This is a genomic window from Sphingobium sp. AP49 (genome assembly GCF_000281715.2).
GTDB lineage: Bacteria > Pseudomonadota > Alphaproteobacteria > Sphingomonadales > Sphingomonadaceae > Sphingobium.
On record NZ_CP124576.1, the window covers coordinates 69,498 to 94,859 of the forward strand.

The window sequence follows — 25,362 nt, forward strand, 5'->3', positions numbered from 1 at the left end:
GGCTATGCGCGCTCTTCGCTCGGCTTTCAAGTCCGCGCGCCAGCGCCTATAGGGCTTCCCATGTTCACCGTTGCAGCCCTCTACCGTTTCGCTACCTTCGCCGATCCACAGGCGACCGCCGCCGATCTGCGTGCGCTGTGCGCCGATCTCGGCACCTGCGGCACGCTGATCCTGGCGCATGAAGGCATCAACGGCACGGTCGCCGGCACGGCCGAGGCGATCGACCGGCTGATCGCCCATATCCGCGTGCTGCCCGGCTGCGCCGACGTCGACGTCAAATATGCGACCGCCGACAGCGCGCCCTTCGGCAAGATGAAGGTCAAGGTGAAGACGGAGATCGTGACGCTCGGCGCGGGCGACCTCGACCCTGCCCATCAGGCCGGCGTGCATCTCGATCCCGCAGACTGGAACGCACTGATCGCCGATCCCGACACCGTCGTCATCGACACGCGCAACGCCTATGAGGTGGCGGTCGGCACCTTCGAGAATGCGATCGATCCGGCCACCCGTTCCTTCCGCGAATTTCCCGCCTGGTTCGACGATTTCGCTGCCAAGCTACGCGACGAAGGCCGCAGCCCCAAGATCGCAATGTTCTGCACCGGCGGCATTCGTTGCGAAAAATCGACCGCACTGGTGAAGGCGCGCGGCTTTGACGAGGTCTATCACCTCAAGGGCGGCATCCTGCGTTACCTGGAGGAAATGCCGGAGGCGCAGAGCCGCTGGCAGGGCGACTGCTATGTCTTCGACGAGCGGGTCGCGGTCGGCCATGGCCTCAAGCAAGGCCATTATGCCACCTGCAGCGCCTGTGGCCTGCCCTATCCGCGCGATACCGACCATGACTGCCCCGGCGGCGACGCCGACGGCGCCTGGCCGCATCGGGGCTAATCCGCGCTTTCCACCAGTTCGACCATCTCGAACTGATAGGATGTCCAGCCCCGCATCCGCGCGCCATCGGGCGCGGCGGCGCGCTTCTTCTTCGCTTCGGCCAGCGAGCGGGTGTGGCCCCAGAACACTTCGGTCTTGCCATTTTCCAGCACGGCGACGATCCGCCAATAATGGGTGAAGGGGTCGGCCGTTGGTCCGATCTTCTTCACATAGCCGTCCGGCATGGTAGCGGTCAGATAGCGTTTCCGGCGCGCCATCGGTTCAGGCCTGATAACGGTGCAGGCCCGCCCCATGCGCCTTCAGCCAGACCCGCGCCGGGCGCGGATCCTCGCCATAGATGCGGGCATGGGCGGCGTGAAAGGCCGGGCTATGGTCCATGTGCAGCAGATGCGCCAGTTCATGCGCCACGGTCGATCGCCGCACCCAGGCGGGCGCCAGGATCAGCCGCCAGCTATAGCGGATCGCCCCGCTCGAAGTGCAACTGCCCCAGCGGCTGCGCGTGTCGCCCGTACCCACCGAGGCGACGATCAGGCCGTGATCCTGCGCCATCGCCAGCGTCTCCGCCTCCAGCACCGCCTTCGCCCGGGTCCTGAGCCAGCGCAGCACCCGCGCGCCGACCGATTCCGCCGCCCCGCCCAGGATCAGCCGGTCGCCCTCCAGTCGGATCGTGCGGGTCGCGCCTGCAATCCAGCAGATGCGCACCTCGCGCCCCTCCAGCGGAAAGGTCGCGCCGTCACCCAGCAGCGTCACCGCCGGCGTCACCGCCATCTGCGCCCGGACCCAATCCTCATGCCCCTGTGCCCAGCCCAGCGCACGCTTGAGGTTCGCCCGCGCCGGCAGCGACAGGCGCAATTCGCCGCGCAGTCCATCAATGGTCAGCTTGTAGGCGCGCGCCCGGGCCGACCGGCGCACCCGCACCGGCATGGCCACGCCATCGATCAGGATTGCCGCGTCACAGCTCTCGGTCGACAAGATGATGTTCCCAATCACCCGCATCCGCCTCCGCCACGGTCCAGCCGCGCACGGATTCCTTGGCCCGATGCACCGCCTCGCGATCGCCACAGACCAGATAATGCCATTCGGGCAGCGGCAGCCCCGCCTCGCGCAGCCGATAGGCGCAGGTGCGCGGCAGCCAGCTGATCTGCTTCACCTTGGCCGGGGTCAGCCGCACGCAATCGGGCACGAAGCGCCGCCGCTCGGGATAGTTGGTGCATTGGCCGCTATGCCGGTCGAGCAGGCGGCAGGCGACATTCGTCGGATAGATGCGGCCCGTGTCCTCATCTTCCGCCTTGTGCAGGCAGCATTTGCCGCAACCGTCGCACAGCGCTTCCCATTCGGCGCGGTTCAGCTTGTCGAGGGGCTTGTCCCAGAAGTCCAAATGTCACTTGACCCATTTTTCGAGAAAGGCGCGCACGATATCGGGTGCGCCCTCGTCCACGTCCGGCGTGCCCGGATCATCCACCGGCACCAGCGCGATCGGCTTGCCGTCCGGCCCGAACAGATAGGGCGTGCGGCTGTGGCTGACCAGATAGTCGCTCGCCCCCTCCGGCTTTTCCGCATTGTAGAGCACGACAAAGTCCTTGGCCACCTTTGCGATCTGCTCGGGCGTGCCGGTCAGGCCGACGAGGCGCGGGTGGAAGGCCGCGACATAGGTTTTCAGCACCGCCGGCGTGTCCCGCTTGGGGTCCACACTGATGAAGATCGGCTGCACCTTGGCGGCGCGGGCAGGCGCTGCCTTCTCGAAAGCACTGAACGCCTGCATGATCCGCTGCAGATCGACCGGGCAGACGTCCGGGCAATAGGTGTAGCCGAAATAGACGATCCGATAGCGGCCCTTATAATCGTCCCAATGGACGGTCTTGCCGTCCTGATCGGTCAGGGTGAAGGGGGCGCCAATCCGCGCACCGACCAGATTGCCCTGTTCGCTTTCACCGCTTGATGCGTTTGTGCCAGCCCCCATATTGCAAGCCGTCAGCAAGGCCAGAAGCGGCAGGGCGAGCGAGATCAGCGCTTTGTTCATGGTGTCGCCTGCCATGCCTTGCTATGGGCCGATTTGCAAATCCAACGGGGCGCGCACGATGAAGACTGGACTTTCCACCTGGCTGTTTCTGGCGCGGCCTGCCGCGATCACCCTGGCGTTGATGGCGCCCATCGCCGCCCAGGCCCAGTTTTCCGACAATTACAACTTCCTCAAGGCCGTGAAGGATGCCGATGGGCAGAAGGCCACCGACTTGCTGCAAAAGCCCGGATCAACGGTGGTGAACAGCCGTGACGTCAATAGCGGCGAAACCGCACTGCACATCGTCATTGCCCGGCGCGACAATAGCTGGCTGACCTTCATGCTGGCCAAGGGCGCCAATCCGAACCTCGCCGACAATAATGGCACCACGCCATTGTTGCTTGCGGTGCAGAACCGGTTCGAGGAAGGGGTCCGGACGCTGCTGACCCATAATGCCCAGGTCGACAAGACCAATGGCAGCGGCGAAACCCCGCTGATTCGTGCGGTGCAGCTGCGCGACATCGGCATCGTCCGCCTGCTTGTGGCGCAGGGTGCCAATCCCGACAAGCGCGATACCATCGCGGGCATGTCCGCCCGCGATTATGCCCAACGCGACAACCGCACCCCAGGCCTGATCGACGCCCTCGATTCCGCCAAGGCCAGCAGTGCAGCGCCCAAGGGTCCGGTCCAAGGCCCGGTTTTCTGATCGATGATAAGGGCGGCCGGACTGCCCTTCTTCTTACCAGCCCAGTTCGGCCGCATAATCCGGATCCGCCAATGCCGACAGGCGACGTGCTGCACGACGAGCGAACCGTAGCACTTCCGCCTTGCGTCGGGCCGCTGCCAGCGGCTCAACTGGTGCCGCGCGCACCAGTTCGGCATCATATTGATCAGCGACGATCAGGCCCGTGCGCGTCGGCCACAACGCCTCGCTATCGAAAAGACCGGTATCGAAGCCCGAAGGTACCGCCCAGAAATAGCGGTCGCAATAATCGAAATAATCCGGCCATTTCATATCGCCCAGCAAGTCAGCACGGCTACACTTGATCTCGACGATGGTCAGGCGTCCGGCGCTGTCGATCGCCATGATGTCGGCACGCCGTCCATTGGGCAGCGGCACTTCCAATATGCCGTTCATATCGTGGCGATGGAACAGGCGCAGCGTACCGCGCGCAACCGCCAGCGCGGTTCCGTCGGTCAGTGGTGAACAGCTATCGGCTTCGGGAGTGGTCATCGCATCAATCTAGAACATAGAGCGAACAAAAGAAAAGGCCGATTCGGACATGGGGTCCGAACCGGCCTTGAAATACCGTCGCTACAGGGCGGATCAGCGATAGAAGACGTGATTGTCGATCGACGCCAGCTTGGTCTTGCCCCAGCCCGGCGACACGCGACGAGCGTGGAAGAACAATGCCCCTTCGGCCTGGCTGTCCCAGCTATCGTCGGCGGCGATCTGGGCGATCGCAACCGCTTCCCGCCAGGCAGTGCTGGCGATGTTGATCGGCGGCATGCCATGGCCGCGCACGAAGCTGAACTGGCTTGGCTGATAGACGACGCCGCACAGGCTGCTGGCAAAACGGCCAGACTTGGCGCGATTGATGATCACGCGGGCGACGGCCAGCTGGCCTTCCAGCGTTTCACCCTTGGATTCGAAATAGACCGCACCAGCCAGGCACTTCATGTCGCCATCGACATCCTCGGGAGCGCCTTGCGCATCAACCAGGGCTGCCAGGGTCTCGGCCTTGGGCTCGATATCGGTCGAAAAATTGCTGCCAGCCTTCGGGCCGGATTGCAGCGACTGCGCGACTTCCTGCGGCGCAGCAAATATAACGGCGGGCGTGTTGCCGGCCGCGGGTGCGCTAGTCAGCGCGGCGGTTTCCGGAAGGGAAACCGTGGACAGGGAGGCCTCGCTGGCGCTCGACATGTCCGACGCCGTAACAGCCGCAGCGGCCGACAGCGTAAATGCCGCGATGATCGCGGCCTTCAAACGAAAACTCATTATAGCTCAAAATCATGCGGTTATTGGCCAGAAACGTCGATTGTAACCGATATTCTGTGACGTTCGGCCGCCCCCCGTCTGCGTGTTTACCAGCCCGCCCCCCATGGACGAATGCAGGCAACCTGCGCGTTCAGCGTTGGCCGCCTGTGCCCGCGCGCGCAAAAGGAGTCAACAATCAGCAGATCGTTTCAGCGGCGAACCGTTCCGCATCTGCGATGTCGAGTTCAACCAACCACAGGTCGGGATCCGACCTGCGTCGGCGTTCGGCATAGGCTGCGAACGCTTCCGCCCCCTCTTGTGCCGGGGGGCCACAGCGCATCAATGCGTAACCACCACGAAAGTTCGATACCCGCTCGAAAATTCCGGTTTCCCGCCCTTTTTCCATTATCTGGACCAGAATGATACCGCTCGTTTCATCGCCTTTTGCCAGCACCATGGCAAAGCCGCCGGCCGCACTGACCCGCTTCACCAGCGCGCCGACCAGCAGCGCACTGGTCAGCCGCGCGGCAGGCATATCCTCAGCCATGATATCCCGATAGCGATGACAGCGGAATCTGCGACCGCATGAAGGTGCCGGTGCCCCGGCCCACCTCTTCACCGTCCGAATCGAGGATGCTGGCCTCGGCCACATAAACGCGACGCTTGCCGCTGATCCAGCGCCCCTCGGCACGAAGCCTGCCCGGCCCGATCGGTCGGGTAAACAGCAGGTTGAAGGCCGTGGTCAGCAGGAAACGATCGCTGACCAGACTGTTGGCGGCATAGAAGGCCGCATCGTCCAGCATCTTGAAATAGACCGTGCCATGCACCGCGCCGGCAGCGTGGAACAGTCGCTCATCGACCTCGAAATCGATGATCGATCGGCCGGGCTCGGGGACGTTCAGGGTCGACCGGAAAAGATCGTTGATCGGCGCGCTATTGTAGAGATTCTCCAGAGCACGGAAATGCGCCGCCTCGCCACTGGCGAGGGATATCGGCTCAGGCCGCGTCACGTGCCTCGCCACCGGCCAGCAGGGCATGCAGCGCCTCCGCCGACTTTGCTCCACGAAGGCGAGCCACATGGGTCTCGTCGCGCAGATAACGGGACACGCGCGCCAGCGTCTTCAGATGCTCGGCGCCGCTGTCCTGTGGTGACAGCAGCGCGAAAACGACATCGACGGGTGCATCATCCACTGCATCAAACGGGGCCGGTGGGTTCAGCAACACCACCACGCCGCACATACGATCGAGACCGGCCAGCTTGGCATGGGGGATGGCCACACCACCGCCAAAACCGGTCGAACCCAGTCGTTCACGTTCCAGCAGCGCGTCCGCCACCGCGTCCGCGTCCAAACCATAGGCCGTGGCGGCCAATGCCGCGACCTTCTGGAACAGCATCTTCTTGCCATTAACAGAGATATCGGTGGCCAGGGCCTCCGGTGAGACAATATCGTTGAAATGCACCATTTTACTTCCGGGGGCAGCCGAGGCGCGCCCAGCCTGTCGAAAAAAATGCGCGTTGCTCGGAGAAACTAAAGCCCGGCCCCATAGGCCGCCTGCACCCTGAGGTCAACAGGCGGCCCGGGCAGGAGGAGGCGTCAGCCGCGCGGTTCGACCCAGCCGATCGTGCCGTCCTGGCGACGATAGACCATGTTATAAGCCGCCGTCCCCGCGTTGAGGAACAGCAGGGCATTGGTGTTGCGCAGGTCCAGCATCATCACCGCGTCGGACACGCTGGCTTCGGGAATGTCGACCCGCGTTTCCGCCACGATCAGCGGCGCGTCGGCGGCTTCCTCCTCGTCGACGCTGGCGGCAAAGATGGTGTAGCCCGCACCATCGATATCGTCGACGCTATAGCCATTGGCGCGTTGTGCTTCGGCTGCGGCGGCCTGGATGCTGCGATCCTTCAGGCGGCGCATGTAACGGCGCAGCTGCTTCTCGATCCGGTCCGATGCCTGGTCGAAGGCAGGATGCGCCTCCTGTGCTTCACCCGCCCCTTTCAGGATCAGGCCGGTCATCACATGGCAGACGATGTCGCAATGGAAGGCGCCATGCGGGGCCGGGCGAAACGTGACCTGGGCGGAAATCGTGCGGGAGAAATATTTCTCGGCTATCGCTTCCAGCCGGTCGCTGACGTGCTGCTTGAGCGCCTCGCCCGTCTCAACCTGGTGCCCGGAAATACGAATATCCATATGCCTTCTCCTTATTCTTGCCGGGGCGCCGGATCAGCGGCCCGGTTGGCACGTGGCGGACGCCGGCAGGTTCAGGCCGGCGGTGCCTCTTCAAGCCAGAGCGGCTTGTCCAGCTTTGCGACGAAAGCGGCATGCCTCTCCAGCTCCTCCGCGCTCGCCGTGAAGACGCGCGCAGGACGAACAGGGCGAACAACGGCGGTTTCCGTCAGTTCCGCCCTGACGATCTCTTTCTCTTCCTCCTGTGCAAGACCCAGGCCGATCTGACGGCCGCCGGTCAATTCGACATAGAGCTGCGCCAGCAGTTCGGCGTCGAGCAGTGCGCCATGCTTGACGCGATGACTGCGATCGATGCCATAGCGGGTGCAAAGCGCGTCCAGGCTGTGCTTGGCGCCGGGATGCAGGGTGCGGGCGATCGCGACCGTGTCGATCATCCGATCCATCGACACGCCGTCGCGCGCGCACAGCTTCAACTCATGATTGAGGAATCCGAAGTCGAAGCGCGCGTTGTGCGCGACCAGCGGGCTGTCCTCCAGGAAATCCATCAATTCGGCCACGCCCTCGCGGAACAGCGGCTTGTCCGACAGGAACTGGCTCGACAGGCCATGCACCGCCTCGGCGGCGGAAGGCATGTCGCGCTGTGGATTATAATAGGCATGGAAGGTGCGGCCGGTCGGCACGCGATTGATAAGTTCTATGCACCCGATTTCGACCAGCCGATCGCCGGATGCCGGATCAAATCCTGTCGTTTCGGTGTCGAAAATGATCTCGCGCATCGCCCTTTTGAACCGACTCTCTATGACTCTACTTATCTGCCTGTCCGGGCGCCAAGGCAAGCGACCAGACGCCTGACCTGTGCCCGGGTTGCGGCAAATGTCGTACCCGTGTTGATGATATAGTCTGCCCGCATCCGCTTTTCAGCATCGGGCACCTGCAAGTGCAGGATTCTTTGAAATTTTGCCACCGTCATGCCCGGCCGGGCCAGCACCCGCCGCCGCTGCTTCCAGGCTGGCGCACTGACCACGATGATGCCCGCCATGCGCCGATGCCCGCCCGTCTCGAACAGCAAGGGCACGTCCAGAATCACGAATTGGCGCGACCGATGGCGTTTGAGGAATCGCCGGCGCGACTCGCCCACGGCCGGATGGACGATCGCCTCCAGCGCCTTGAGTTCGGCGGGATGACCGAACACCGCCGCGCCCAGCTTGGCCCGGTCGACGCCCTTCGGCCCGGTGGTGCCGGGAAAGCGCGCCTCGATCGCCGGGATCAACCGACCGCCCGGCCCCTGCAACCGATGCACCTCGGCATCGGCATCAAACACGGGCACGCCCTCGCGACGAAACATCGCCGCAACCGCCGACTTGCCCATGCCGATCGAACCGGTGAGGCCGTAGATCTTCACCCTGTCCCCGTTCAGTCCGCCGCCAGCAGCAGCGCGCGCAGTTCCGCATCCAGTTCGCGTGGTGCCTCAGCGTCGAAGAAGATGTCGAATGCCAGCGCCGCCTGGCCGATCAGCATTTCCAGCCCATCCAGCGTCTTGAGGCCCCGGTCGCGCGCCGCCTTCAGCAGCCCGGTCTCCAGCGGCGCATAGACGATGTCATAGACGGTCGCGCTGGTCGGCAGCGACGACAGGTCCAGATCCAGTGGCGGCTGGCCGACCATGCCCAGCGACGTGCTGTTGACCAGCAGGTCGGCGGCCGGCAGCGGGTCGGCCATGGCAATCACCGCGCCCTTCACCCCGGCCCGGTCGAGCAGCGCCTGCCCCTTGGCCGGATCGCGCGCCATGATGGTGATGTCTGGGACGCCCAGGCTGGTGAGCGCAAACAGGATCGCCCGCGCCGCCCCGCCCGTGCCGATCAGCACCGCACTGCTGCCCTTCCACTTGTCGCGCAGCAGCGGCTGCAGGAAGCCGCCGGCATCGGTATTGGTGCCGATCAGCGGTCCGCTTGTCTCACTGGCGATGGTGTTCATCGCCCCGATCCGTTCACGCACGCCGCCCGGATCGTCGGTATAGTCCATCACCGCGATCTTGTGCGGGATGGTGACATTGCAGCCCAGCCAGTCGGGATCGGCCCGGCGTGTTAGGAAATAGGCGGACAGTCCTTCGGGCGTCACATGAGTCTTCTTATATTCCGCCTCGATATCCAGCGCCTGCAGCCAGAAATTGTGAATGAGCGGCGATTTGCTGTGGCTGATCGGATCGCCGATCACCTCGGCATAGGGAAGCTTGTCGGTCATGACGCCAGAACGCCCCTTATGCGCAGGAAGTCAAGCAACGGCAGCAGCGGCAGGCCCTGGATGCCGAACTGGCTGCCTTCCACCTTGGCGAACAGTTGCGCGCCCGGCCCCTCGATCCGGTAGCAACCGACGCACCATTGGCATTCGTCCCAGTCGCCCTCCAGATAGGAGTCGATGAATCCGTCGGACAGCGGCCGCACCGTCATCCGCACCCGTTCGACATGGCGCCAGATCGGGTCATTGTTGAGCACGATCACCGCCGCGCTATGGAGATGATGGACCCGGCCCGACAGCAGGCGCAGGATGCGCGCGGCATCCGCCTTGTCGACCGCCTTGTCGATCATCGTCCCGTCGTCCAGAGTCAGGGTCTGGTCGCAGCCCAGCACCAGTGCGCCCGGCACCCGGCGCGACACCTTCAGCGCCTTCAGTTCGGCCAGCGCATCGGCCAGCGCGCGCCCATCATGGCCGTCGGCGCGCAGCGATTCCTTGGCGGCCTCTTCATCCACACCGGGCGACAACGCCTCGAACGGCACCCCTGCCGCGCTCAACATGGCGCGCCGGCTGGCGCTCTGCGAGGCCAGAACGATCATGGTTCATTTCCTTCTGCAAGTGCATGGTCGTTGAACAGGTTGATGATCGCCGCTGCCGCCTCCTCGATCGAACGGCGGGTCATGTCGATCACCGGCCAGCCATTATCGGCGAACATGCGCCGGGCAAAAGCCAGTTCCTCCTGCACTTTGTCGTTATCCACATAGGCGGTCTCGGGTGCCTGATTCAGCGACAATAGCCGGTTGCGCCTTATCTGGATCAACCGCTCGGGGCTGATGGTGAGGCCCACCACCATCGGATGCTTCAGGCCATAAAGACTGCGTGGGGGCGGCGATTCCGGCACGAGCGGGATATTCGCCGTCTTGTAGCCGCGATTGGCAAGATAGATGGAGGTCGGTGTCTTCGATGCGCGCGACACGCCTGCCAGCACGATATCGGCCTCCTCCCAATTCTCATGCCCAACGCCATCATCATGGGCGATAGTGAATTGGATCGCCTCGATCCGGGCGAAATAGGCCTCGTCCAATATATGTTTGCGCCCGGGCCGGTTCCGCGTCTCCTGGCCCAATATGTTGGACAGCGCATCGGTTACACTGTCGAGGGCTGCGACATGGGGCAGGCCCAGCGCCCGGCAACGCGTTTCCAGCCGCCGTCGCAATTGATGATTGGTCAGCGTGAACAGCACCAGACCCGGATTGGCCGATATCTCCTCCATGATCCGGTCGAGATGGACATCGGATCGAACCATTGGCCAGAAATGGCGGATCGCATCGACATTCTCGAACAGGCCGATCGCCGCCTTGGCGATATTCTCCAGCGTTTCACCGGTGGAGTCCGAAAGCAGGTGAAGATGGATGCGTGACACAGGCATATCTCTGTGAGTCCCCTGTGGATAAAGCAAGGGATAGAGTTGTGGATAACTTATCACGTCGGATTCATCCCCACTCACCGGAATCTTATCCACAGCCTCTCAACAGGGTGGGAATCTTATCCACAGCCTGTGGGTAATGGGGATGACTCTAATGACTCGCCGCGGAATCGCCTGACTCAGGGAGTCAAGTTGTTGGCAAAAGCGGGGACAGCGCATAAACCCCCGAACCAACAGCCCAACAACCTCAACATTCCTTTTTAAATATCTTTATAAAGTAGAGAGTTCATGACGGGTCCCGACGCTCACGCCGGCGCAGTCAGCGCCAAACCGCTCCTCTCCGTATTGCGCGGCGCGGTGCCGCCGATCCCACCCATGTGGCTCATGCGCCAGGCCGGCCGCTATCTGCCCGAATATCGCGCACTCAGGGCGGACAAGGGCGGCTTCCTGGAACTGGTCTATGACAGTGCTGCAGCGGCAGAGGTCACGCTCCAGCCACTGCGCCGTTTCGGCTTCGACGGCGCCATCCTCTTTTCCGACATATTGATCGTCCCCTATGCGATGGGACAGGATCTCTGGTTCGAGGCCGGCGAAGGCCCGCGCCTCGCCCCGATCCTGGCGGACACCGATCTGTCGACGCTGAAACCCGATTTCAGCCGCTATGAGGCCGTGTATGAAACGGTGCGGCAGGTGAAGGCCGCGCTGGACCCGTCGGTGACCTTCCTGGGCTTTGCAGGCAGTCCCTGGACGATCGCCACCTATATGGTCGCAGGTCAGGGCAGCAAGGATCAGGGCGCTGCGCGTCGTATGGCGTATCAACAGCCCGATCGCTTCGCCGCGCTGATCGACGCCATCGTCGATGCGACCGTCATCTATCTCTCCGGCCAGATCGAGGCCGGCGTGGAAGCGGTACAGTTGTTCGACAGTTGGGCCGGCAGCCTCGCCCCGCTCCAGTTCGAGCGCTGGGTGATCGAGCCCAATGCCGCCATCGTCCGCAAGCTGAAGGCGCTTCACCCCGACATTCCGGTAATCGGCTTTCCCAAGGGCGCCGGCGCGAAACTGCCCGCCTATGCGATCGGTACTGGCGTCGATGCGGTCGGTGTGGATGAAACCGTCGACCCGCACTGGGCGAACCAGGCGCTGCCCGCTGGGCTTCCGGTGCAGGGCAATCTCGATCCGCTGGCCCTGATTGCGGGCGGTCAGGCGGTGGAACAGGCTGTGGATAATATTCGCGCCGCCTTTGCCGGCCGGCCCCATATCTTCAATCTGGGCCATGGCATATTGCCCGACACGCCGATCGCGCATGTCGAGGCGTTGATCGCGCATGTACGCGGAACGGAGGCCCTCTGATGCCCTATCTTGGCGCTGCCTATCTGTGGGTGAAGGCCGCCCATGTCATCTTCGTCATCTTCCTGATGGCGGGATTATTCATGATGCCGCGCTTCTTCGTCTATCATCAGGAAACCGTTCCGGGATCGCCTGAGGACAAGCGCTGGGTCGAGCGCGAGACCCGCCTGCTCAAGATCATCCTCAATCCCTCGCTGATCCTCACCTGGGTCTTCGGCCTGATGCTGATGGTGGAAATCGGCGCCTGGCATTTTGGCTGGTTCCACCTGAAACTGCTCTTCGTCCTGGCGCTGTCGGGCTATCATGGCTGGATCGCCGGCTATGCCAGGAAGCTTGCGCACGGTCAGCGCAGCCTTGGCGACAAGCAGTTACGCCTGCTGAACGAGGTACCCGGCATCGCTGCGGCGGTGATCGTGATCATGGTGATCGTGCGCCCCTTTTGATCGCCGTAACGTAAAGCGATCACAACAACATACTGCTATACTTGGACTCTGGCGCCAGCCCACGGACTATGCTTTGCCTCCGTCAGTCCGCATCCTGCGGACTTTCTGTGGGGGTATCATGATTCGTCTGTTTTTCTGCGCGGCCGCGTTGGTCGCGCCGATGGCGGCTGCACAGCAGCCTGCCGTCACCATCGCGCCTGCCGTCGATGGCAATGTCCTGCGCGCCGGTGCCAAGGTGCCCGTGCGCACCCTGGTCGAACTTACCACCAAGAAGAAGGCGGTGAAGGTCGGCGATCGCGTCAATATCGAGACCGCTGAAGCCGTTATGGTCGGCAGCAACGTCGTAATCCCGGCCGGCACGCCCGGCGTGGCGGAGATCACCAGCGTCCGCAACAAGGGCATGTGGGGCAAGTCCGGCTTCATCGAGGGCCGCGTGCTCTATGTCCGGCTGGGGGGCCGGCAGGTGCGCCTTACCGGAACCTTCAACGACAAGGGTGTGACTGGCACGGCTGGGGTGGTCGGTGCGATCGCGCTGATTCCAGTCGCTGGCTTCTTCACCACCGGCACCAGTGCTAACATCCCATCGGGTTCGATCATTCCCGCCTTCCTGGACGAGGATCTGGCCTTTTCGGTCGACAGCGCGGCGGCAACGCCGGCGCCGATCGCCGCGACCCCGGTTGAGGCACCGGTCGAATCCAGCACCGCTCCGGTCGCCGGCGCGCTCTGATCGACGGGGGGATCGGGGTTTTCGCTTCGGTCCCCTCAGCTTGCTATCCTACGGTTGCCTGGACATGCTATAAGCGGGCGTCGCCGATCGGGTGACAGGCGAATAGGATCGCCCCCGCGCAACATTGTGTCAAAATGTGCGGGAAATGTGCGAAGTTAAGCGGAGACGCGCATGAATGACCCGCGCATCTGGTTCGGCCCCAAGCGGATCGGTTGGGGCTATGGTCCACGCACCTGGGAGGGTTGGGCCGTGATCGCCCTGCTCGTCCTCGCTATCATCCTGCTCAAGCGCGGAATCCTGGGTTAGGCCGGGTCGACCGCGATATTGTCGATCAGCCGGGTCTTGCCCAGCTTGGCTGCGCCCAGCAGCCGCGCCGGCCGGTCGAGCGTCATGATCGGCTCCAGGCTGGCGGCATCGCACAGCGTCACATAGTCGATCGGATCGAAACCATGGGTCGCGAGCGTGGCGATCGCCTTGGCCAGTGCTGCCTCGACCGGCTCGCCCTTCTCGATCTGCCGCTTCGCCTCGCCCAGCGCGCGGGGTAGTGCCAGCGCATCCTTGCGCTCCTGTTCGTTCAGATAGGCATTGCGCGACGACAGGGCCAGGCCATCCTCGGCGCGCTGGGTCGGCATGCCGATAATCTCGATATCCATATTGGTGTCGGTGACCATGCGGCGGATTACGGCAAGCTGCTGATAATCCTTCTCGCCGAAGATCGCGACATCGGGTGCGACCTGGTTGAACAATTTGGTGACGACGGTGGCGACGCCGTCGAAATGGCCCGGTCGCGCTGCGCCATCCAACCCGTCGCTCACCCCCGACACGCGGATATTGGTGCCATAGCCGGCCGGGTACATGACCTCGACGCTGGGTGCCCACAGGATGTCGACGCCAGCGGCCTGCAGCAACTGTGCATCCTTCGCCTCGCGTCGGGGATAGGCGTCCAGATCCTCGTTCGGGCCGAACTGGCGCGGATTGACGAAGATCGACACCACCACATGGCGGCCATGGCGGCGCGCTTCTTCCACCAGCGCCATATGTCCGTCATGCAGCGCCCCCATGGTGGGGACCAACGCCAGCCTCTTTCCGTCGGACTTCAGCGCGGCGACGGCGGCGCGCAGGGCAGCAAGGTCACGGAGAATTTGCACGGGACGAGGGGCTCCGATAAGGGCAATGCGACAGGGACGTCCTGCTAGGCTTTGCGCTGCGGGACCGTCAAGAATCTAGAGCGACAAATACGGGGTTATCAAGGTCCGATGGCGAACGCGCAAACGCATCTCATCGTCTTCGCCAATGAAAAGGGCGGGACCGGCAAGTCTACGACGGCCGTCCACACCGCGATCGCGCTGACGGCGCTTGGCCATAATGTCGGTATGATCGACCTTGATCCGCGGCAGCGCACCGTCACCCGCTACATGGAAAATCGCGCCGAAACCGCGCGGCGCCGCAACATCGACCTGCCCGCTCCCGATTTTGCCGTTTTCCAGGGCGACAATGTCGTCGCGCTGGACGAACAGGTCGCTCAAGTCGCGGACGGCAAGGATTTCCTGATCGTCGATACGCCTGGCCGCGACGATGATTTCGCCCGCCATATGGCGGCCCGCGCCAACACGCTGGTCACGCCGATGAACGACAGCTTCGTCGATTTCGACCTGATCGGCCAGGTCGATGCCGAAACCTTCCGGGTGCGCCGTTTGTCCTTCTATTCCGAACTCATCTTTGAAGCGCGCAAGTCGCGCGCCAAGGCAGACGGGGTATCGATCGACTGGGTCGTGCTGCGCAACCGCGTCCAGCATCATGACGCGCGCAACAAGAAGCGCGTCGGCGATGCGCTGATGGAATTGTCGCGCCGGGTCGGTTTCCGCGTCATTCCGGGCCTGTCGGAACGCGTCATCTTCCGCGAACTCTTCCCTTCTGGGCTGACCCTGCTCGACAAGGGCCATCTGGGTGATCTGGGCATCAGCCATATCGCCGCGCGACAGGAACTGCGCGAGATGGTGTCGGGCCTGGCCTTGCCGACCGGCGATCATGCCGCGTCCGTGGATATGCTCGGCGCCGCCTGATGGGGCTGATCGCGCTTGGGCTGATCGGCCTGGCAGGCTGGCTCATCTGGACCGGGAGATTGCAGCGCATGTCGACCAAGGATGGCATGGCATTGGGGGCAGCGCTGGTGGGCGCGGTCCTTGCGGCCAAGGGCAAGCCCATGCTCGGCGCGCCGATCCTGCTGGGGGCAGCACTCTTCTTCGCCTCGCGAGGCAAGGCAAAGACAGGCAAGCGTCGCAGCTCTCGTCGGATAGCTGACCCCATTCCGCTGACCGATGGGGATATCGAACAGGCTCGTGCGCTGTTGGGCTTGTCGTCCGATGCCGATTCTGGCGCCGTTCGTGCAGCGCATCGCCGCCTGATCGCCTCGGTTCATCCTGATAAGGGTGGTACGGAGGCCCTGGCGGCCCAGATTAATGCTGCCCGTGATCTGTTGCTCGACGATCTGGCGGGAAAGGATCAAAAACGCGGCCGCTGATCTGCCGCAGACATAAGGATATCGGTGATGGCCCATCGGTTTGAGCCGACCTTGCTACGCGAATATGACATGCGCGGCGTTGTCGGTGCCACATTGGGGCCGACCGATGCCTATGCGCTGGGGCGCAGCTTTGCCACTTTGGTCCGCCGTGCCGATGGATCACGGGTGGTGGTGGGCTATGATGGCCGGCTGAGCTCACCGATGCTTGAGGCGCAACTGGTCCGCGGCCTGCGTGAAGGGGGCGTCGATGTCGACCGGATCGGCCTTGGTCCCACCCCCATGCTCTATTATGCCGAAGCGGAACGGGATGTGAGCGGCGGCATCCAGATAACCGGCAGCCATAATCCCGCAGATCATAATGGCTTCAAGCTGGTGTTTCAGCACACGCCATTTTTCGGCCAGGCGATCCAGGATTTGGGGAAGCTGTCGGCCGCTGGCGACTGGAGCGAGGGACAGGGCAGGGTCGAGAATGTCGATATCATGGATGCGTATGTCACCCGGCTGATGCAGGGATTTGACGGTGCTGCCTGGCGGATCGGTTGGGATGCGGGCAATGGCGCCGCCGGCCCCGTGGTGGAGAAGCTGGTCAAGCTGATCCCGGGTGAGCATCATCTGCTCTTCACCGACATAGACGGCAATTTTCCCAATCATCATCCTGATCCCAGCGAAGAAGGAAATCTGGCCGATCTGCGCGACCTTGTCCGCGCCAAGAAACTCGATTTCGGTGTGGCTTTCGATGGCGACGGAGATCGGATCGGTGTGGTTGACGGGCGTGGACGGATCATCTGGGGCGACCAGTTGCTGGCGCTGTTTGCCGAGGTCGTTCTGCAGGATGTGCCCGGCGCTTCGATTGTCGCGGACGTGAAGGGTAGCCAGATGCTGTTCGACCGGATTGCGGCTCTGGGTGGCGAGCCTGTGATGTGGAAAGCGGGCCACAGCCTGATAAAGTCCAAAATGAAGCAGATTGGCAGCCCGCTTGGCGGCGAAATGACCGGTCATGTCTTTTTCGCTGATGACTATTATGGCTTCGATGACGGACTCTTCGCCGCCGTGCGCCTGATCCGCGCGGCCTCGCATCTGGGCCGCAGCATCACCGATCTGCGAAGTGGCATTCCCGAAATGATCAATACCCCCGAAATCCGAATTTCGCTGCCCGAAGAGCGCAAGTTTGCAGTCATCGCGGAAATATTGGACCGCCTGCGTGCGACCGGCGCGGTGTTTGACGATATCGACGGTGCTCGCGTTCGCACGATCGACGGATGGTGGCTGCTGCGCGCGTCCAATACACAGAATGCTTTGACCGCGCGGGCAGAGGCGCATGATGCGGCTGGTCTCGTCAGGATTCTCGCCGAAATAGAATCGCATTTGTTTGATTCGGGGCTGAATTGGTCTTCGCCGACGCCGAAATGAAGCGATTATCCCATCAAAATTGATATCGCTATCATTTTTGCGATTTGCATTTCCCTTACGGAAATCGTGATTTGTGACACCGGTTGCATAAAATGCAATCGGGCTATCATGTTTCGCATTTGCGACGAATGGCGCTGCACCGCAAAAGGAACTCGCCTTTCAGGCATCCTCTCCTAAAACTTTATAGCCGCCCTTCGGGGCGGCTTTTTTTTCGCCTTGTGCTTTTGATGCAACATCACGCTACTTGCCGTAGCGTCCGGCGCGGCCAAATCGCGACGAATGTCAGGAAAATCGCGTGAATCCGCCATTTCTTCCGGTGGAAATCGTGAAATTTGCTGTTATGCGCTTGGTTCCATGAGCGCTTTGAAGCGTTTGCAGGCCGCCGAGAACGGCCAGATGAGTTTTTAGCAGAGGAATTGCCATGTCCCTTCGCCGTCGCATCCTTCCCACTCTCCTGCTCGCCGGCGCCATCGCTGCGCCGATGCCGGCCCTCGCGGGCGGCTTCTACTTGCAGGAACAGTCGCCCGTGGAAACCGGCCGCGCCATGTCCGGTGGCGCGGCGGCCGGTGATGATCCATCGACCATCTATTTCAACCCGGCTGCCATGACCCAGTTGTCGGGCGTCCAGGTTTCGGCGGGCGTCAACGGCCTGATGGCTTCGGCAAAGCAGACCAACCGTGGCAGCTATCGCAGCATTCCGGGATCGACCGCGCGCGTGCCGGTTGGCGGTAATGACGGTGGCCAGCCGTTTGAGAGCGTCATTCCGGTTCCCAATTTCTATGCCAGCGCCCAGGTCACCGACCGGCTGTGGCTGGGACTGGGCGTCAACGCGCCCTTCGGCCTGAAGCTGGAATATGATGATGGCTTCTTCGGTCGCTATGACTCGATCTATACCGATCTCAAGACCTACAACATCCAGCCTTCGGCGGCCTTCAAGCTGAACGACAATTTCTCGATCGGTGGCGGCGTCGACGTGCAATATGTCAAGGCGAACCTGACCAACGCGCTGCCGCAGGTATCGCCGTTGGTCACCACCGATGGCTTCACCCGGCTGAAGGGTGATGACTGGACCGTCGGTTGGAACGCCGGCATCTTCTATACCAATGGCGACACCAATGTCGGCGTCCATTATCGCTCGGGCATCAACCACAAGCTTAAGGGTGTTCAGACGATTTCCGGGCTCGTGGCTCCGCTGACCGCAGCCAATGGCGAGTTCGATGCTTCGGCCCCGCTCGACCTGCCCGACATCGTTACCGTGTCGATGATGCACAAGCTGACCCCGAACCTGCGCGCGATGATCACCGGTAAATGGTATGGCTGGTCCAGCTTCAAGGGCATTGCCGTCACCTCGGCCACCGGGACCACCAACAAGGAACTGGACTATAAGGACAGCTACAGCGTCAGCCTGGGTGGCGAATATGATTTCAGCCCGGCCTTCACCTTGCGTGCCGGCACCATGTTCGATCGTTCGCCGACCAATCCGCAGCATCTGACCACGCGCGTGCCTGATGGCGACCGCGTATGGCTGACGGGCGGCGCGACCTGGAATATCTCGCAGGCCTTCGCGCTCAATGTCTCCTACGCCCATACCTGGGTGGATAAGGCGAACATCATCCGTCCGGACAGCTATTATCCCTCGCCGGCGACTGTCACCGCAACCACCCTGGCACAGACCAGCGGTAATGCGGACCAGGTTGCCGCATCGCTGACCGCACGCTTCTAAAAAGCCGCTTTAATGCTTATAGGGGGCTCCAGAGATCTGGAGCCCCTTTTCATGTCAGAGCATAATCCCGGCCTGCGCCCCTGGCGCGACATCGCGCGGCGGCAATCGCGGCAGATCATGGTCGGCAACGTCCCCGTGGGTGGCGGTGCGCCGGTCACGGTGCAGACCATGACGAATACGCTGACTCATGACGTCAAGGCGACGATCGAGCAAATCCGTCGTTGCGAGGATGCCGGCGTCGACATCATCCGCGTGTCCTGCCCCGACGAGGAATCGACCGTGGCGCTGAAACAGATCGTTCGCGCCGCGCGCGTGCCGATCGTGGCCGACATTCACTTCCACTATAAGCGCGCACTGGAAGCTGCCGATGCCGGTGCCGCATGCCTGCGCATCAATCCGGGCAATATCGGCTCAGCCGCGCGGGTGAAGGAAGTGGTCGACGCCGCCAAGGCCAACAACTGCTCGATCCGCATCGGCGTCAACGCGGGCAGCCTGGAACGCGACCTGCTCGAAAAATATGGCGAGCCTTGTCCCGAGGCGCTGGTCGAAAGCGCGCTCGACCATATCAAGCTGCTGCAGGACCAGGATTTCCACGAATATAAGGTCGCGGTGAAGGCGAGCGACGTGTTCCTGGCGGTCGCGGCCTATATGCAGCTTGCCGATGCGGTAGACTGCCCGCTGCACCTTGGCATTACCGAAGCGGGCGGCCTGATCGGTGGCACGGTCAAGAGCGCGATCGGCATCGGCAACCTGCTCTGGGCCGGCATCGGCGACACGATCCGCGTCTCGCTCTCCGCCGAGCCGGAGGAGGAAGTGCGGGTTGGCTACGAGATATTGAAGACGTTGGGCATCCGCACCCGCGGGGTCAAGGTCATCTCCTGCCCCAGTTGCGCGCGGCAGGGATTCGATGTGATCCGTACCGTCCAGGCACTGGAGGAACGGCTGCAGCATATTCACACCCCGCTCTCATTGTCGGTGCTGGGTTGCGTCGTCAACGGTCCAGGCGAAGCGCGCGAGACCGATATCGGCCTGACCGGCGGCGGTAATGGCAAGCATATGGTCTATCTGTCGGGCGTCACCGACCATACGATCCAGGATGCCGACATGGTCGACCATATCGTCAGGCTGGTCGAGGCAAAGGCCGCCGAGATCGAGGCCGCGTCGAGCGACGCGGGGCAGGTCCAGGCGGCGGAATGAACCGCCGCACCGATCCGGCGACTATTGCCCATGGCGCGAGCGCGAGGGGCGCGCAGGCGGTTGGCGCGTCCGCCCTTGTTACACTGGCTCTGGGCGCCGTTGCATTGGGGGCAATAGCCGTTGGTGCCTTGGCAATTGGGCGGCTGCGGATCGGCAAGGCACGGATCACCCGGCTGGACATCGGCGAATTGCGCATCGGCAGGATCACCGGTCCCAAAGACGACTGATCCGATAACCAGCCCATGGATAGTCCGCTTCCAGACTCTCATAGCCCATCCGCGCTGCTGCCCTTTCTTGTCTGCTGCCTGGGCGTCGCGCTCTTCTCGGTGATGGACGCGGCGATGAAGGGGCTCAGTCTTTCGATTGGCCTCTATAATGCCCTGTTCTGGCGTGCGAGCACCGGTAGCCTGCTTGGCCTCGTCCTGATGCTCGCCACCCGTCAGCCCTGGCCGACCCGCGCAGTGCTGCGGCTGCATCTGCTACGGGGCGTGGTGGTCGCGCTGATGGCCAGCCTCTTCTTTTGGGCGATCATGCGACTGCCGCTGGCGGAGGCGATTGCCCTTTCCTTTATTGCTCCGCTGATCGCCCTCTATCTGGCCGCGTTGTTGCTCAAGGAGCGGATCGGGCGACGGGCGATCGGCGCCTCACTGCTCGGCCTGGTCGGGGTTGGCGTGATCCTGTCGGGGCGGATGCGCGGCGGCTATGATCTCAATGCGCTGATGGGTGCTGGCGCGGTGCTGCTCTCGGCGATGCTCTTTGCCTGGAACCTCATCCTCCAGCGCCAGCAGGCGCAACTGGCCTCGCCGATCGAGGTCGCCTTCTTCCAGCATCTGGTCATGCTGGGCGTGTTCGCGCTCGGTGCGCCGACCTGGGCGATCCTGCCGACCGGATCGGCTTTCCCGCTGGTGGTGCTTGCCGCCGTCCTCGCCTTCACATCGCTTGCTGCGCTCGCCTGGGCCTATGCCCGGGCGGAAGCACAGCGGCTGATCCCGGTCGAATATACCGCTTTCGTCTGGGCGGCGATCTTCGGTTGGCTGGCCTTTGGCGAGCCATTGACGCCGACGACGATCCTGGGTGCCTTGTTGATCGTTGCTGGCTGCCTTATCGCGGCGCGCACGAAACGGGCGGAGATCGCCCATGTGGAAGTGGGAGTGGCATGAGCGGCATCATTATCAGGGAAGCGCAGCCGACGGATATCGACACCATCCGCCAATTCATTCTGGCGCTGGCCGATTATGAAAAGCTTGCCCATGAAGTGAAGGCGGATCGTGAAACGCTGGCCTGCTACCTCTTCGGCCCCCGGCCGATGGCCGAAGTGCTGATCGCCGAATATCAAGACGCGCCGATCGGCTTTGCCCTCTTCTTCCATAATTTTTCGACTTTTGAAGGGCGGCCTGGCCTTTATCTGGAGGATCTGTTCGTGCAGCCCGAAGCGCGGGGCTTGGGCGCCGGCAAGGCACTGCTGGCCCGGCTCGCCCAGTTGGCGATCGATCGCGACTGCGCCCGGCTCGAATGGTCGGTGCTCGACTGGAATGCGCCAGCGATCGCCTTTTACCGCGCCATCGGCGCTCGGCCGATGGACGAATGGACGGTACAGCGCGTCGATGGCGCAGCGCTCTCCGCGCTGGCGGTGGGCTGAGCCGGTCCGACGAACTGAGGGGCCACAGACTTGACGACGACTCCCGGCTGGGCGCATTGTGCCGGACCGGAACATTTGGGGGACATTGAAGACCATGGCTGTCAGCCGCGGAGCCAAGCGCGCGCCGGAATGGCGTGAGATGCTGAAACGCAGCATCATGAGGAGCGGTGCGTTGATCGGCGCAATCTCGCTCATGTTGGCGACCTTGTTCCTGGCGCTTGCGCTGTTGAGCTACCAGCCCAGCGATCCGTCGATGAATACGGTCGCGGGCGATCATGTCGCCAATATCATGCAGGCGCCCGGCGCCTGGGCCGCCGATTTTCTCCTCTGGTTGCTTGGCGTTCCCGTCGCGCTGATCCTGCCGCTGATGGCGATCACTGCCCGGCGTCTTTGGGGCGACCAGGATATGAGCGGATGGAAGGCGCAGTTTGGCAAGTGCCTGGTGGGCATTGCACTGATCGGAATCGCGCTCGCCCTGTTTCAACGTGCTCCGCTGGTCGGCCTTCCTGCAGGTTGGGGTGGGATTATCGCATTGGTGACGGCCAAGGGGGTGATGAGTCTGACGGCTCAGGTCCCGGCAGCACAGGGATGGATCGTCGGAATCCTGGTGGTCACTAGCTTTCTTGCAGGCCTTCTCACCTGGTATCGCAGTCTAGCCCTGGAAAAACCGATCATCGCGATCCGTCGTCCGACCCTGCCCCGATTCAGCCTGCCACGCCCGTCGCTGGCTTTCGCGGGCGGTGGAGCGATTGCGGACGCGGACGATGTCGACGAGCTGCCGGACGAACGTATCGTTGCCCCTCGCAGGCAGGTCTCGAACGAGCCCAAGCCGCCGATCACGATTCAGACGCCCAAGCCCGCACCTGCCCAGCGATCGATGGCGCCGGTGTCGCAGGATGATCTGTTCGGTCATGGTTCGCTGCCTTCGCCCGATCTCCTCAATCCTGTTCCCGCCAATCAGGGACAGAAGATCGACAAGGCGGCGCTGGAGCGCAACGCTCGCCTGCTCGAATCCGTGCTCGATGACTTCCATGTGAAGGGCAATATCGTCGAGGTCCGGCCCGGCCCGGTCGTCACCATGTATGAGCTGGAGCCCGCCCCCGGCATCAAGGCGAGCCGCGTGATCGCGCTGGCCGACGATATCGCCCGCAACATGTCGGCGCTGTCGGCACGTGTCGCGACCATTCCGGGCCGCACCGTGATCGGCATCGAATTGCCCAACGTTCATCGCGAAGGCGTATCTTTCCGCGAACTTATCACCTCGGAACAATTTGGTCAGGAAGCGACCCTGCCGATCATCCTGGGCAAGAATATCTCGGGTGAACCGATCATTGCCGATCTGGCGCCGATGCCGCATCTGCTGATCGCGGGTACCACCGGTTCGGGTAAATCGGTCGGGTTGAACGCGATGATCCTGTCATTGCTCTACCGGATGACGCCGGACCAGCTGCGCCTGATCATGATCGATCCCAAGATGCTGGAATTGTCGACCTATGACGATATTCCACATCTGCTTGCTCCGGTCGTGACGGAGCCCAGCAAGGCGATCCGAGCGCTTAAATGGGCGGTGGAACAGATGGAGGATCGCTATCGCATGATGGCCTCCATCTCGGTTCGCAACCTTGCCAATTATAATGAGAAGGTGCGCGCCGCGAAGGCTAAGGGCAAGCCACTGGGGCGCCGGGTCCAGACCGGTTACGACCCCGAGAGTGGCAAGCCGATCTATGAGGAAGAGCAGCTGGACTTCCAGCCGCTGCCGCAGATCGTGGTCGTGGTCGACGAGTTGGCGGACCTCATGATGACCGCGGGCAAGGAAGTCGAATTCCTGATCCAGCGCCTGGCGCAGAAGGCCCGTGCCGCCGGTATCCATCTGATCCTGGCGACGCAGCGTCCATCGGTCGACGTCATCACCGGCGTGATCAAGGCGAACCTGCCGACCCGTATCAGCTTCTTCGTGACTTCCAAGATCGACAGCCGGACGATCCTGGGCGAGCAGGGGGCCGAGCAGTTGCTGGGCAAGGGCGACATGCTCTACATGCATGGCGGTAAGGGCCTGATGCGTGTCCATGGGCCTTTTGTCTCGGACGACGAGGTGCGCGTCGTCGCCGATCATTGGCGTGCACAGGGTTCGCCAGACTATATCCAGGCCGTTACCGAGGAACCGGAAGAAGGCAGCTTCGCACTCGACGGCGTGGACCTGGGCGATGACAGCCCGGATGCGCAATTGTTCCGCAAGGCCTGCCAGCTGGTGTTCGAGAATCAGAAGGCATCGACCAGCTGGCTGCAGCGCCAGCTGCGGGTCGGCTACAATTCGGCCGCGCGCCTGATCGAGCGGATGGAAGAGGAAGGACTGGTCGGCCCGCCCAATCATGTTGGCCGGCGCGAAGTGCTGCGCGATGAGAATGGCAATCCGCTCTGACGCTACGAAATGCCTGATTTCCGGGGACGATTGCATTCCATGCAATCATGCTTGTGCCCTTCGCATTTGTCGGAGCAATCGCTTTGAGCCATTAGGAATGTGCCTTTCAGGCATCCTCTCCTAAAAACTTTTCAGGCTGGTCTTCGGATCAGCCTTTTTTTTATCTGCGAATCGGTCTAGGCAGGCGTCGCTGCTGCCGCGCCGATAAACATAATTGGAGCGGTGCCGCCGGTAAGACCGGCATGGCGAGGCGGGAGCACGGGGGATCGAGCCAGCCATTTCAGGGCCGCTCTCCCCCGTCTGGTCTTTTCGATCGGCTCTTTCCCTATCGATGGAACGGCAAGGTTCACAGCGGGTTCAAGCCCCACTCCCTACACCTCCTTTTCCGAACAACCGGAGATGATTGCATGAAGCGCATCCTCGCGCCCGTCACCCTTTCCCTTGCCGCCATACTGGTTGCGGTGCCGGCGGGCTTTGCCCTTGCGCAGCAGGCGGCACCGTCCGACCTCACGCAGGTCAATGCCTATATCCGGGCCGTTACGACCCTGACGGCTGATTTCAGCCAGACCGACCGCAATGGTCAGGTTTTGACTGGCAAGCTGACTCTGAAGCAGCCGGGCAAGATCCGTTTTCAGTATCAGAAGGGGGTACCGCTACTGATCGTTGGGGATGGCAAGGCCTTCACCATGATCGACTATGAAGTTCGCCAGGTGCAGCGCTGGCCGATTGGTAATTCGCCGCTTGCGGCCTTGATCGACCCGACCAAGGATTTGTCGAAAGTGGGCACCATCGTGACGACCGGCGACCCGACCGTCCTCAGCGTGCAGACCAAAGATCCCAAGCGCCCGGAATTCGGTACTATCACCATGATCTTCAAGCGCAAGCCCTCGGCACCGGCCGGCCTGGAACTCTATGGTTGGGTCGCACTGGATTCGCAGAATAACCGGACGGCAGTACGGCTGTCGAACCAGCAATATGGCGTGCCGGTTGCCGATTCCGCTTTCCGCTGGACCGATCCGCGTCCGCGCGGCCGGCCGGGCGGCTGAATCGGGGCGCAGATGCGATGGAGCGAAAACTTTCTGACATCGTTCATCTGCCGCTCATATCAAATGACCTAGATAGGACTCACGGCGAGAGACGTAGACCGGGATTTCCCCCCTGTTACCCGGCACCCCTCCCGTCGCAAAGCGCTTCAAGGGCGCGATCGAGACCCCCGTTCCACGCCCCCGGAGC

General features: G+C 62.7%; 32 protein-coding genes. 16 read left to right on the forward strand and 16 right to left on the reverse strand.

Annotated elements, in window-relative coordinates; all coding sequences use genetic code 11:
- Nucleotides 1-60: 60 nt before the first annotated feature.
- A complete protein-coding gene (locus PMI04_RS00315; RefSeq protein ID WP_007704045.1) occupies nucleotides 61-885 on the forward strand; it encodes a rhodanese-related sulfurtransferase in 825 nt (274 codons plus the stop codon).
- Here PMI04_RS00315 and PMI04_RS00320 read toward each other — a convergent pair.
- The 4 genes from PMI04_RS00320 to PMI04_RS00335 are packed head-to-tail and all read right to left on the reverse strand — an operon-like array spanning nucleotide 882 to nucleotide 2,920.
- Nucleotides 882-1,142 (reverse strand): hypothetical protein, encoded by a 261-nt coding sequence (locus PMI04_RS00320; protein ID WP_007704048.1) that lies wholly within the window; start codon nucleotides 1,140-1,142, stop codon nucleotides 882-884. The genes PMI04_RS00315 and PMI04_RS00320 overlap by 4 nt on opposite strands.
- 4 nt (nucleotides 1,143-1,146) lie before the next feature.
- A complete protein-coding gene (locus PMI04_RS00325; protein WP_037485086.1) occupies nucleotides 1,147-1,857 on the reverse strand; it encodes a SprT family zinc-dependent metalloprotease in 711 nt (236 codons plus the stop codon).
- Nucleotides 1,838-2,263, reverse strand: coding sequence for a YcgN family cysteine cluster protein (locus tag PMI04_RS00330; RefSeq protein WP_007704055.1), 426 nt, complete (start codon nucleotides 2,261-2,263; stop codon nucleotides 1,838-1,840). The genes PMI04_RS00325 and PMI04_RS00330 overlap by 20 nt, the downstream gene beginning before the upstream one ends.
- A 3-nt stretch (nucleotides 2,264-2,266) precedes the next feature.
- Nucleotides 2,267-2,920, reverse strand: a complete 654-nt coding sequence (locus PMI04_RS00335) for an SCO family protein (protein WP_037485089.1) — start codon at nucleotides 2,918-2,920, stop codon at nucleotides 2,267-2,269.
- A gap of 43 nt (nucleotides 2,921-2,963) precedes the next feature.
- On the opposite strand from PMI04_RS00335, the gene PMI04_RS00340 reads away from it, so the two are divergent.
- Nucleotides 2,964-3,590 (forward strand): ankyrin repeat domain-containing protein, encoded by a 627-nt coding sequence (locus PMI04_RS00340; protein ID WP_007704061.1) that lies wholly within the window; start codon nucleotides 2,964-2,966, stop codon nucleotides 3,588-3,590.
- Nucleotides 3,591-3,623: 33 nt separating this feature from the next.
- Here the strand turns inward: PMI04_RS00340 and PMI04_RS00345 are convergent, their stop codons facing one another.
- The 11 genes from PMI04_RS00345 to PMI04_RS00395 all read right to left on the reverse strand — a co-directional run bounded on the left by PMI04_RS00345 (nucleotide 3,624) and on the right by PMI04_RS00395 (nucleotide 10,700).
- Nucleotides 3,624-4,118 carry an MmcB family DNA repair protein gene (locus PMI04_RS00345; protein ID WP_007704066.1) on the reverse strand — a complete coding sequence of 165 codons (495 nt, stop codon included), beginning with the start codon at nucleotides 4,116-4,118 and terminating at the stop codon, nucleotides 3,624-3,626.
- Between the two features lie 93 nt (nucleotides 4,119-4,211).
- The gene (locus tag PMI04_RS00350) at nucleotides 4,212-4,883 is read right to left on the reverse strand and encodes a cell wall hydrolase (RefSeq protein ID WP_007704068.1); all 672 of its coding nucleotides are present in this window, start codon (nucleotides 4,881-4,883) and stop codon (nucleotides 4,212-4,214) included.
- Nucleotides 4,884-5,058: 175 nt separating this feature from the next.
- A complete protein-coding gene (locus PMI04_RS00355; RefSeq protein ID WP_007704070.1) occupies nucleotides 5,059-5,409 on the reverse strand; it encodes a DUF1491 family protein in 351 nt (116 codons plus the stop codon).
- Nucleotides 5,402-5,899, reverse strand: a complete 498-nt coding sequence (locus PMI04_RS00360) for a PaaI family thioesterase (protein WP_007704073.1) — start codon at nucleotides 5,897-5,899, stop codon at nucleotides 5,402-5,404. The genes PMI04_RS00355 and PMI04_RS00360 overlap by 8 nt, the downstream gene beginning before the upstream one ends.
- Entirely contained in the window at nucleotides 5,859-6,326 is a 468-nt protein-coding gene (locus PMI04_RS00365; protein WP_007704075.1) for a PTS sugar transporter subunit IIA, read from the reverse strand. Before PMI04_RS00365 ends, PMI04_RS00360 begins: the two co-directional genes overlap by 41 nt.
- Before the next feature lie 131 nt (nucleotides 6,327-6,457).
- Entirely contained in the window at nucleotides 6,458-7,051 is a 594-nt protein-coding gene (gene raiA / locus PMI04_RS00370; protein ID WP_007704081.1) for a ribosome-associated translation inhibitor RaiA, read from the reverse strand.
- Between the two features lie 71 nt (nucleotides 7,052-7,122).
- Nucleotides 7,123-7,824 (reverse strand): DNA polymerase III subunit epsilon, encoded by a 702-nt coding sequence (dnaQ, locus tag PMI04_RS00375; protein WP_007704084.1) that lies wholly within the window; start codon nucleotides 7,822-7,824, stop codon nucleotides 7,123-7,125.
- Nucleotides 7,825-7,856: 32 nt separating this feature from the next.
- Nucleotides 7,857-8,450, reverse strand: coding sequence for a dephospho-CoA kinase (coaE, locus tag PMI04_RS00380; RefSeq protein WP_007704088.1), 594 nt, complete (start codon nucleotides 8,448-8,450; stop codon nucleotides 7,857-7,859).
- 11 nt (nucleotides 8,451-8,461) lie between these two features.
- Nucleotides 8,462-9,286, reverse strand: coding sequence for a shikimate dehydrogenase (gene aroE, locus PMI04_RS00385; protein ID WP_007704091.1), 825 nt, complete (start codon nucleotides 9,284-9,286; stop codon nucleotides 8,462-8,464).
- Nucleotides 9,283-9,876, reverse strand: a complete 594-nt coding sequence (locus PMI04_RS00390; RefSeq protein WP_007704093.1) for a nucleoside triphosphate pyrophosphatase — start codon at nucleotides 9,874-9,876, stop codon at nucleotides 9,283-9,285. The genes aroE and PMI04_RS00390 overlap by 4 nt, the downstream gene beginning before the upstream one ends.
- The gene (locus PMI04_RS00395) at nucleotides 9,873-10,700 is read right to left on the reverse strand and encodes a pyruvate, water dikinase regulatory protein (RefSeq protein WP_037485109.1); all 828 of its coding nucleotides are present in this window, start codon (nucleotides 10,698-10,700) and stop codon (nucleotides 9,873-9,875) included. The genes PMI04_RS00390 and PMI04_RS00395 overlap by 4 nt, the downstream gene beginning before the upstream one ends.
- Before the next feature lie 291 nt (nucleotides 10,701-10,991).
- Here PMI04_RS00395 and hemE point away from each other — a divergent pair, with 291 nt between their 5' ends.
- From hemE to PMI04_RS00415, 4 genes are all read left to right on the forward strand, one after another.
- Nucleotides 10,992-12,053 carry a uroporphyrinogen decarboxylase gene (hemE, locus tag PMI04_RS00400; protein WP_007704097.1) on the forward strand — a complete coding sequence of 354 codons (1,062 nt, stop codon included), beginning with the start codon at nucleotides 10,992-10,994 and terminating at the stop codon, nucleotides 12,051-12,053.
- Nucleotides 12,053-12,493: a CopD family protein gene (locus PMI04_RS00405; protein WP_007704099.1), complete on the forward strand. Its 441-nt coding sequence runs from the start codon at nucleotides 12,053-12,055 to the stop codon at nucleotides 12,491-12,493. The genes hemE and PMI04_RS00405 overlap by 1 nt, the downstream gene beginning before the upstream one ends.
- A gap of 118 nt (nucleotides 12,494-12,611) precedes the next feature.
- Nucleotides 12,612-13,220, forward strand: coding sequence for a hypothetical protein (locus PMI04_RS00410; RefSeq protein WP_007704109.1), 609 nt, complete (start codon nucleotides 12,612-12,614; stop codon nucleotides 13,218-13,220).
- A 171-nt stretch (nucleotides 13,221-13,391) separates the two neighbouring features.
- Nucleotides 13,392-13,526 (forward strand): hypothetical protein, encoded by a 135-nt coding sequence (locus PMI04_RS00415; RefSeq protein WP_007704112.1) that lies wholly within the window; start codon nucleotides 13,392-13,394, stop codon nucleotides 13,524-13,526.
- Here the strand turns inward: PMI04_RS00415 and panC are convergent.
- Nucleotides 13,523-14,368 (reverse strand): pantoate--beta-alanine ligase, encoded by an 846-nt coding sequence (gene panC, locus PMI04_RS00420; protein WP_007704115.1) that lies wholly within the window; start codon nucleotides 14,366-14,368, stop codon nucleotides 13,523-13,525. The two genes, PMI04_RS00415 and panC, sit on opposite strands and share 4 nt — an antisense overlap.
- Before the next feature lie 108 nt (nucleotides 14,369-14,476).
- On the opposite strand from panC, the gene PMI04_RS00425 reads away from it, so the two are divergent.
- The 10 genes from PMI04_RS00425 to PMI04_RS00470 all read left to right on the forward strand — a co-directional run bounded on the left by PMI04_RS00425 (nucleotide 14,477) and on the right by PMI04_RS00470 (nucleotide 25,175).
- Nucleotides 14,477-15,283, forward strand: a complete 807-nt coding sequence (locus PMI04_RS00425) for a division plane positioning ATPase MipZ (RefSeq protein WP_007704118.1) — start codon at nucleotides 14,477-14,479, stop codon at nucleotides 15,281-15,283.
- Nucleotides 15,283-15,741, forward strand: coding sequence for a hypothetical protein (locus tag PMI04_RS00430; RefSeq protein WP_007704120.1), 459 nt, complete (start codon nucleotides 15,283-15,285; stop codon nucleotides 15,739-15,741). Before PMI04_RS00425 ends, PMI04_RS00430 begins: the two co-directional genes overlap by 1 nt.
- A gap of 27 nt (nucleotides 15,742-15,768) precedes the next feature.
- Nucleotides 15,769-17,151 (forward strand): phosphoglucomutase/phosphomannomutase PgmG, encoded by a 1,383-nt coding sequence (locus PMI04_RS00435; RefSeq protein ID WP_007704121.1) that lies wholly within the window; start codon nucleotides 15,769-15,771, stop codon nucleotides 17,149-17,151.
- Between the two features lie 421 nt (nucleotides 17,152-17,572).
- Nucleotides 17,573-18,874 (forward strand): OmpP1/FadL family transporter, encoded by a 1,302-nt coding sequence (locus PMI04_RS00440; RefSeq protein ID WP_007704122.1) that lies wholly within the window; start codon nucleotides 17,573-17,575, stop codon nucleotides 18,872-18,874.
- A 51-nt stretch (nucleotides 18,875-18,925) separates the two neighbouring features.
- A complete protein-coding gene (gene ispG, locus PMI04_RS00445) occupies nucleotides 18,926-20,071 on the forward strand; it encodes a flavodoxin-dependent (E)-4-hydroxy-3-methylbut-2-enyl-diphosphate synthase (RefSeq protein WP_007704125.1) in 1,146 nt (381 codons plus the stop codon).
- A complete protein-coding gene (locus PMI04_RS00450) occupies nucleotides 20,068-20,298 on the forward strand; it encodes a hypothetical protein (protein ID WP_007704128.1) in 231 nt (76 codons plus the stop codon). The genes ispG and PMI04_RS00450 overlap by 4 nt, the downstream gene beginning before the upstream one ends.
- A 15-nt stretch (nucleotides 20,299-20,313) precedes the next feature.
- A complete protein-coding gene (locus tag PMI04_RS00455; RefSeq protein WP_007704131.1) occupies nucleotides 20,314-21,231 on the forward strand; it encodes a DMT family transporter in 918 nt (305 codons plus the stop codon).
- The gene (locus tag PMI04_RS00460; RefSeq protein WP_007704134.1) at nucleotides 21,228-21,710 is read left to right on the forward strand and encodes a GNAT family N-acetyltransferase; all 483 of its coding nucleotides are present in this window, start codon (nucleotides 21,228-21,230) and stop codon (nucleotides 21,708-21,710) included. Before PMI04_RS00455 ends, PMI04_RS00460 begins: the two co-directional genes overlap by 4 nt.
- A 94-nt stretch (nucleotides 21,711-21,804) precedes the next feature.
- The gene (locus tag PMI04_RS00465) at nucleotides 21,805-24,129 is read left to right on the forward strand and encodes a DNA translocase FtsK (RefSeq protein WP_007704137.1); all 2,325 of its coding nucleotides are present in this window, start codon (nucleotides 21,805-21,807) and stop codon (nucleotides 24,127-24,129) included.
- Between the two features lie 407 nt (nucleotides 24,130-24,536).
- On the forward strand, nucleotides 24,537-25,175 hold the full coding sequence (locus PMI04_RS00470) for an outer membrane lipoprotein carrier protein LolA (protein ID WP_007704139.1): 639 nt from the start codon (nucleotides 24,537-24,539) through the stop codon (nucleotides 25,173-25,175).
- Nucleotides 25,176-25,362: the final 187 nt, after the last annotated feature.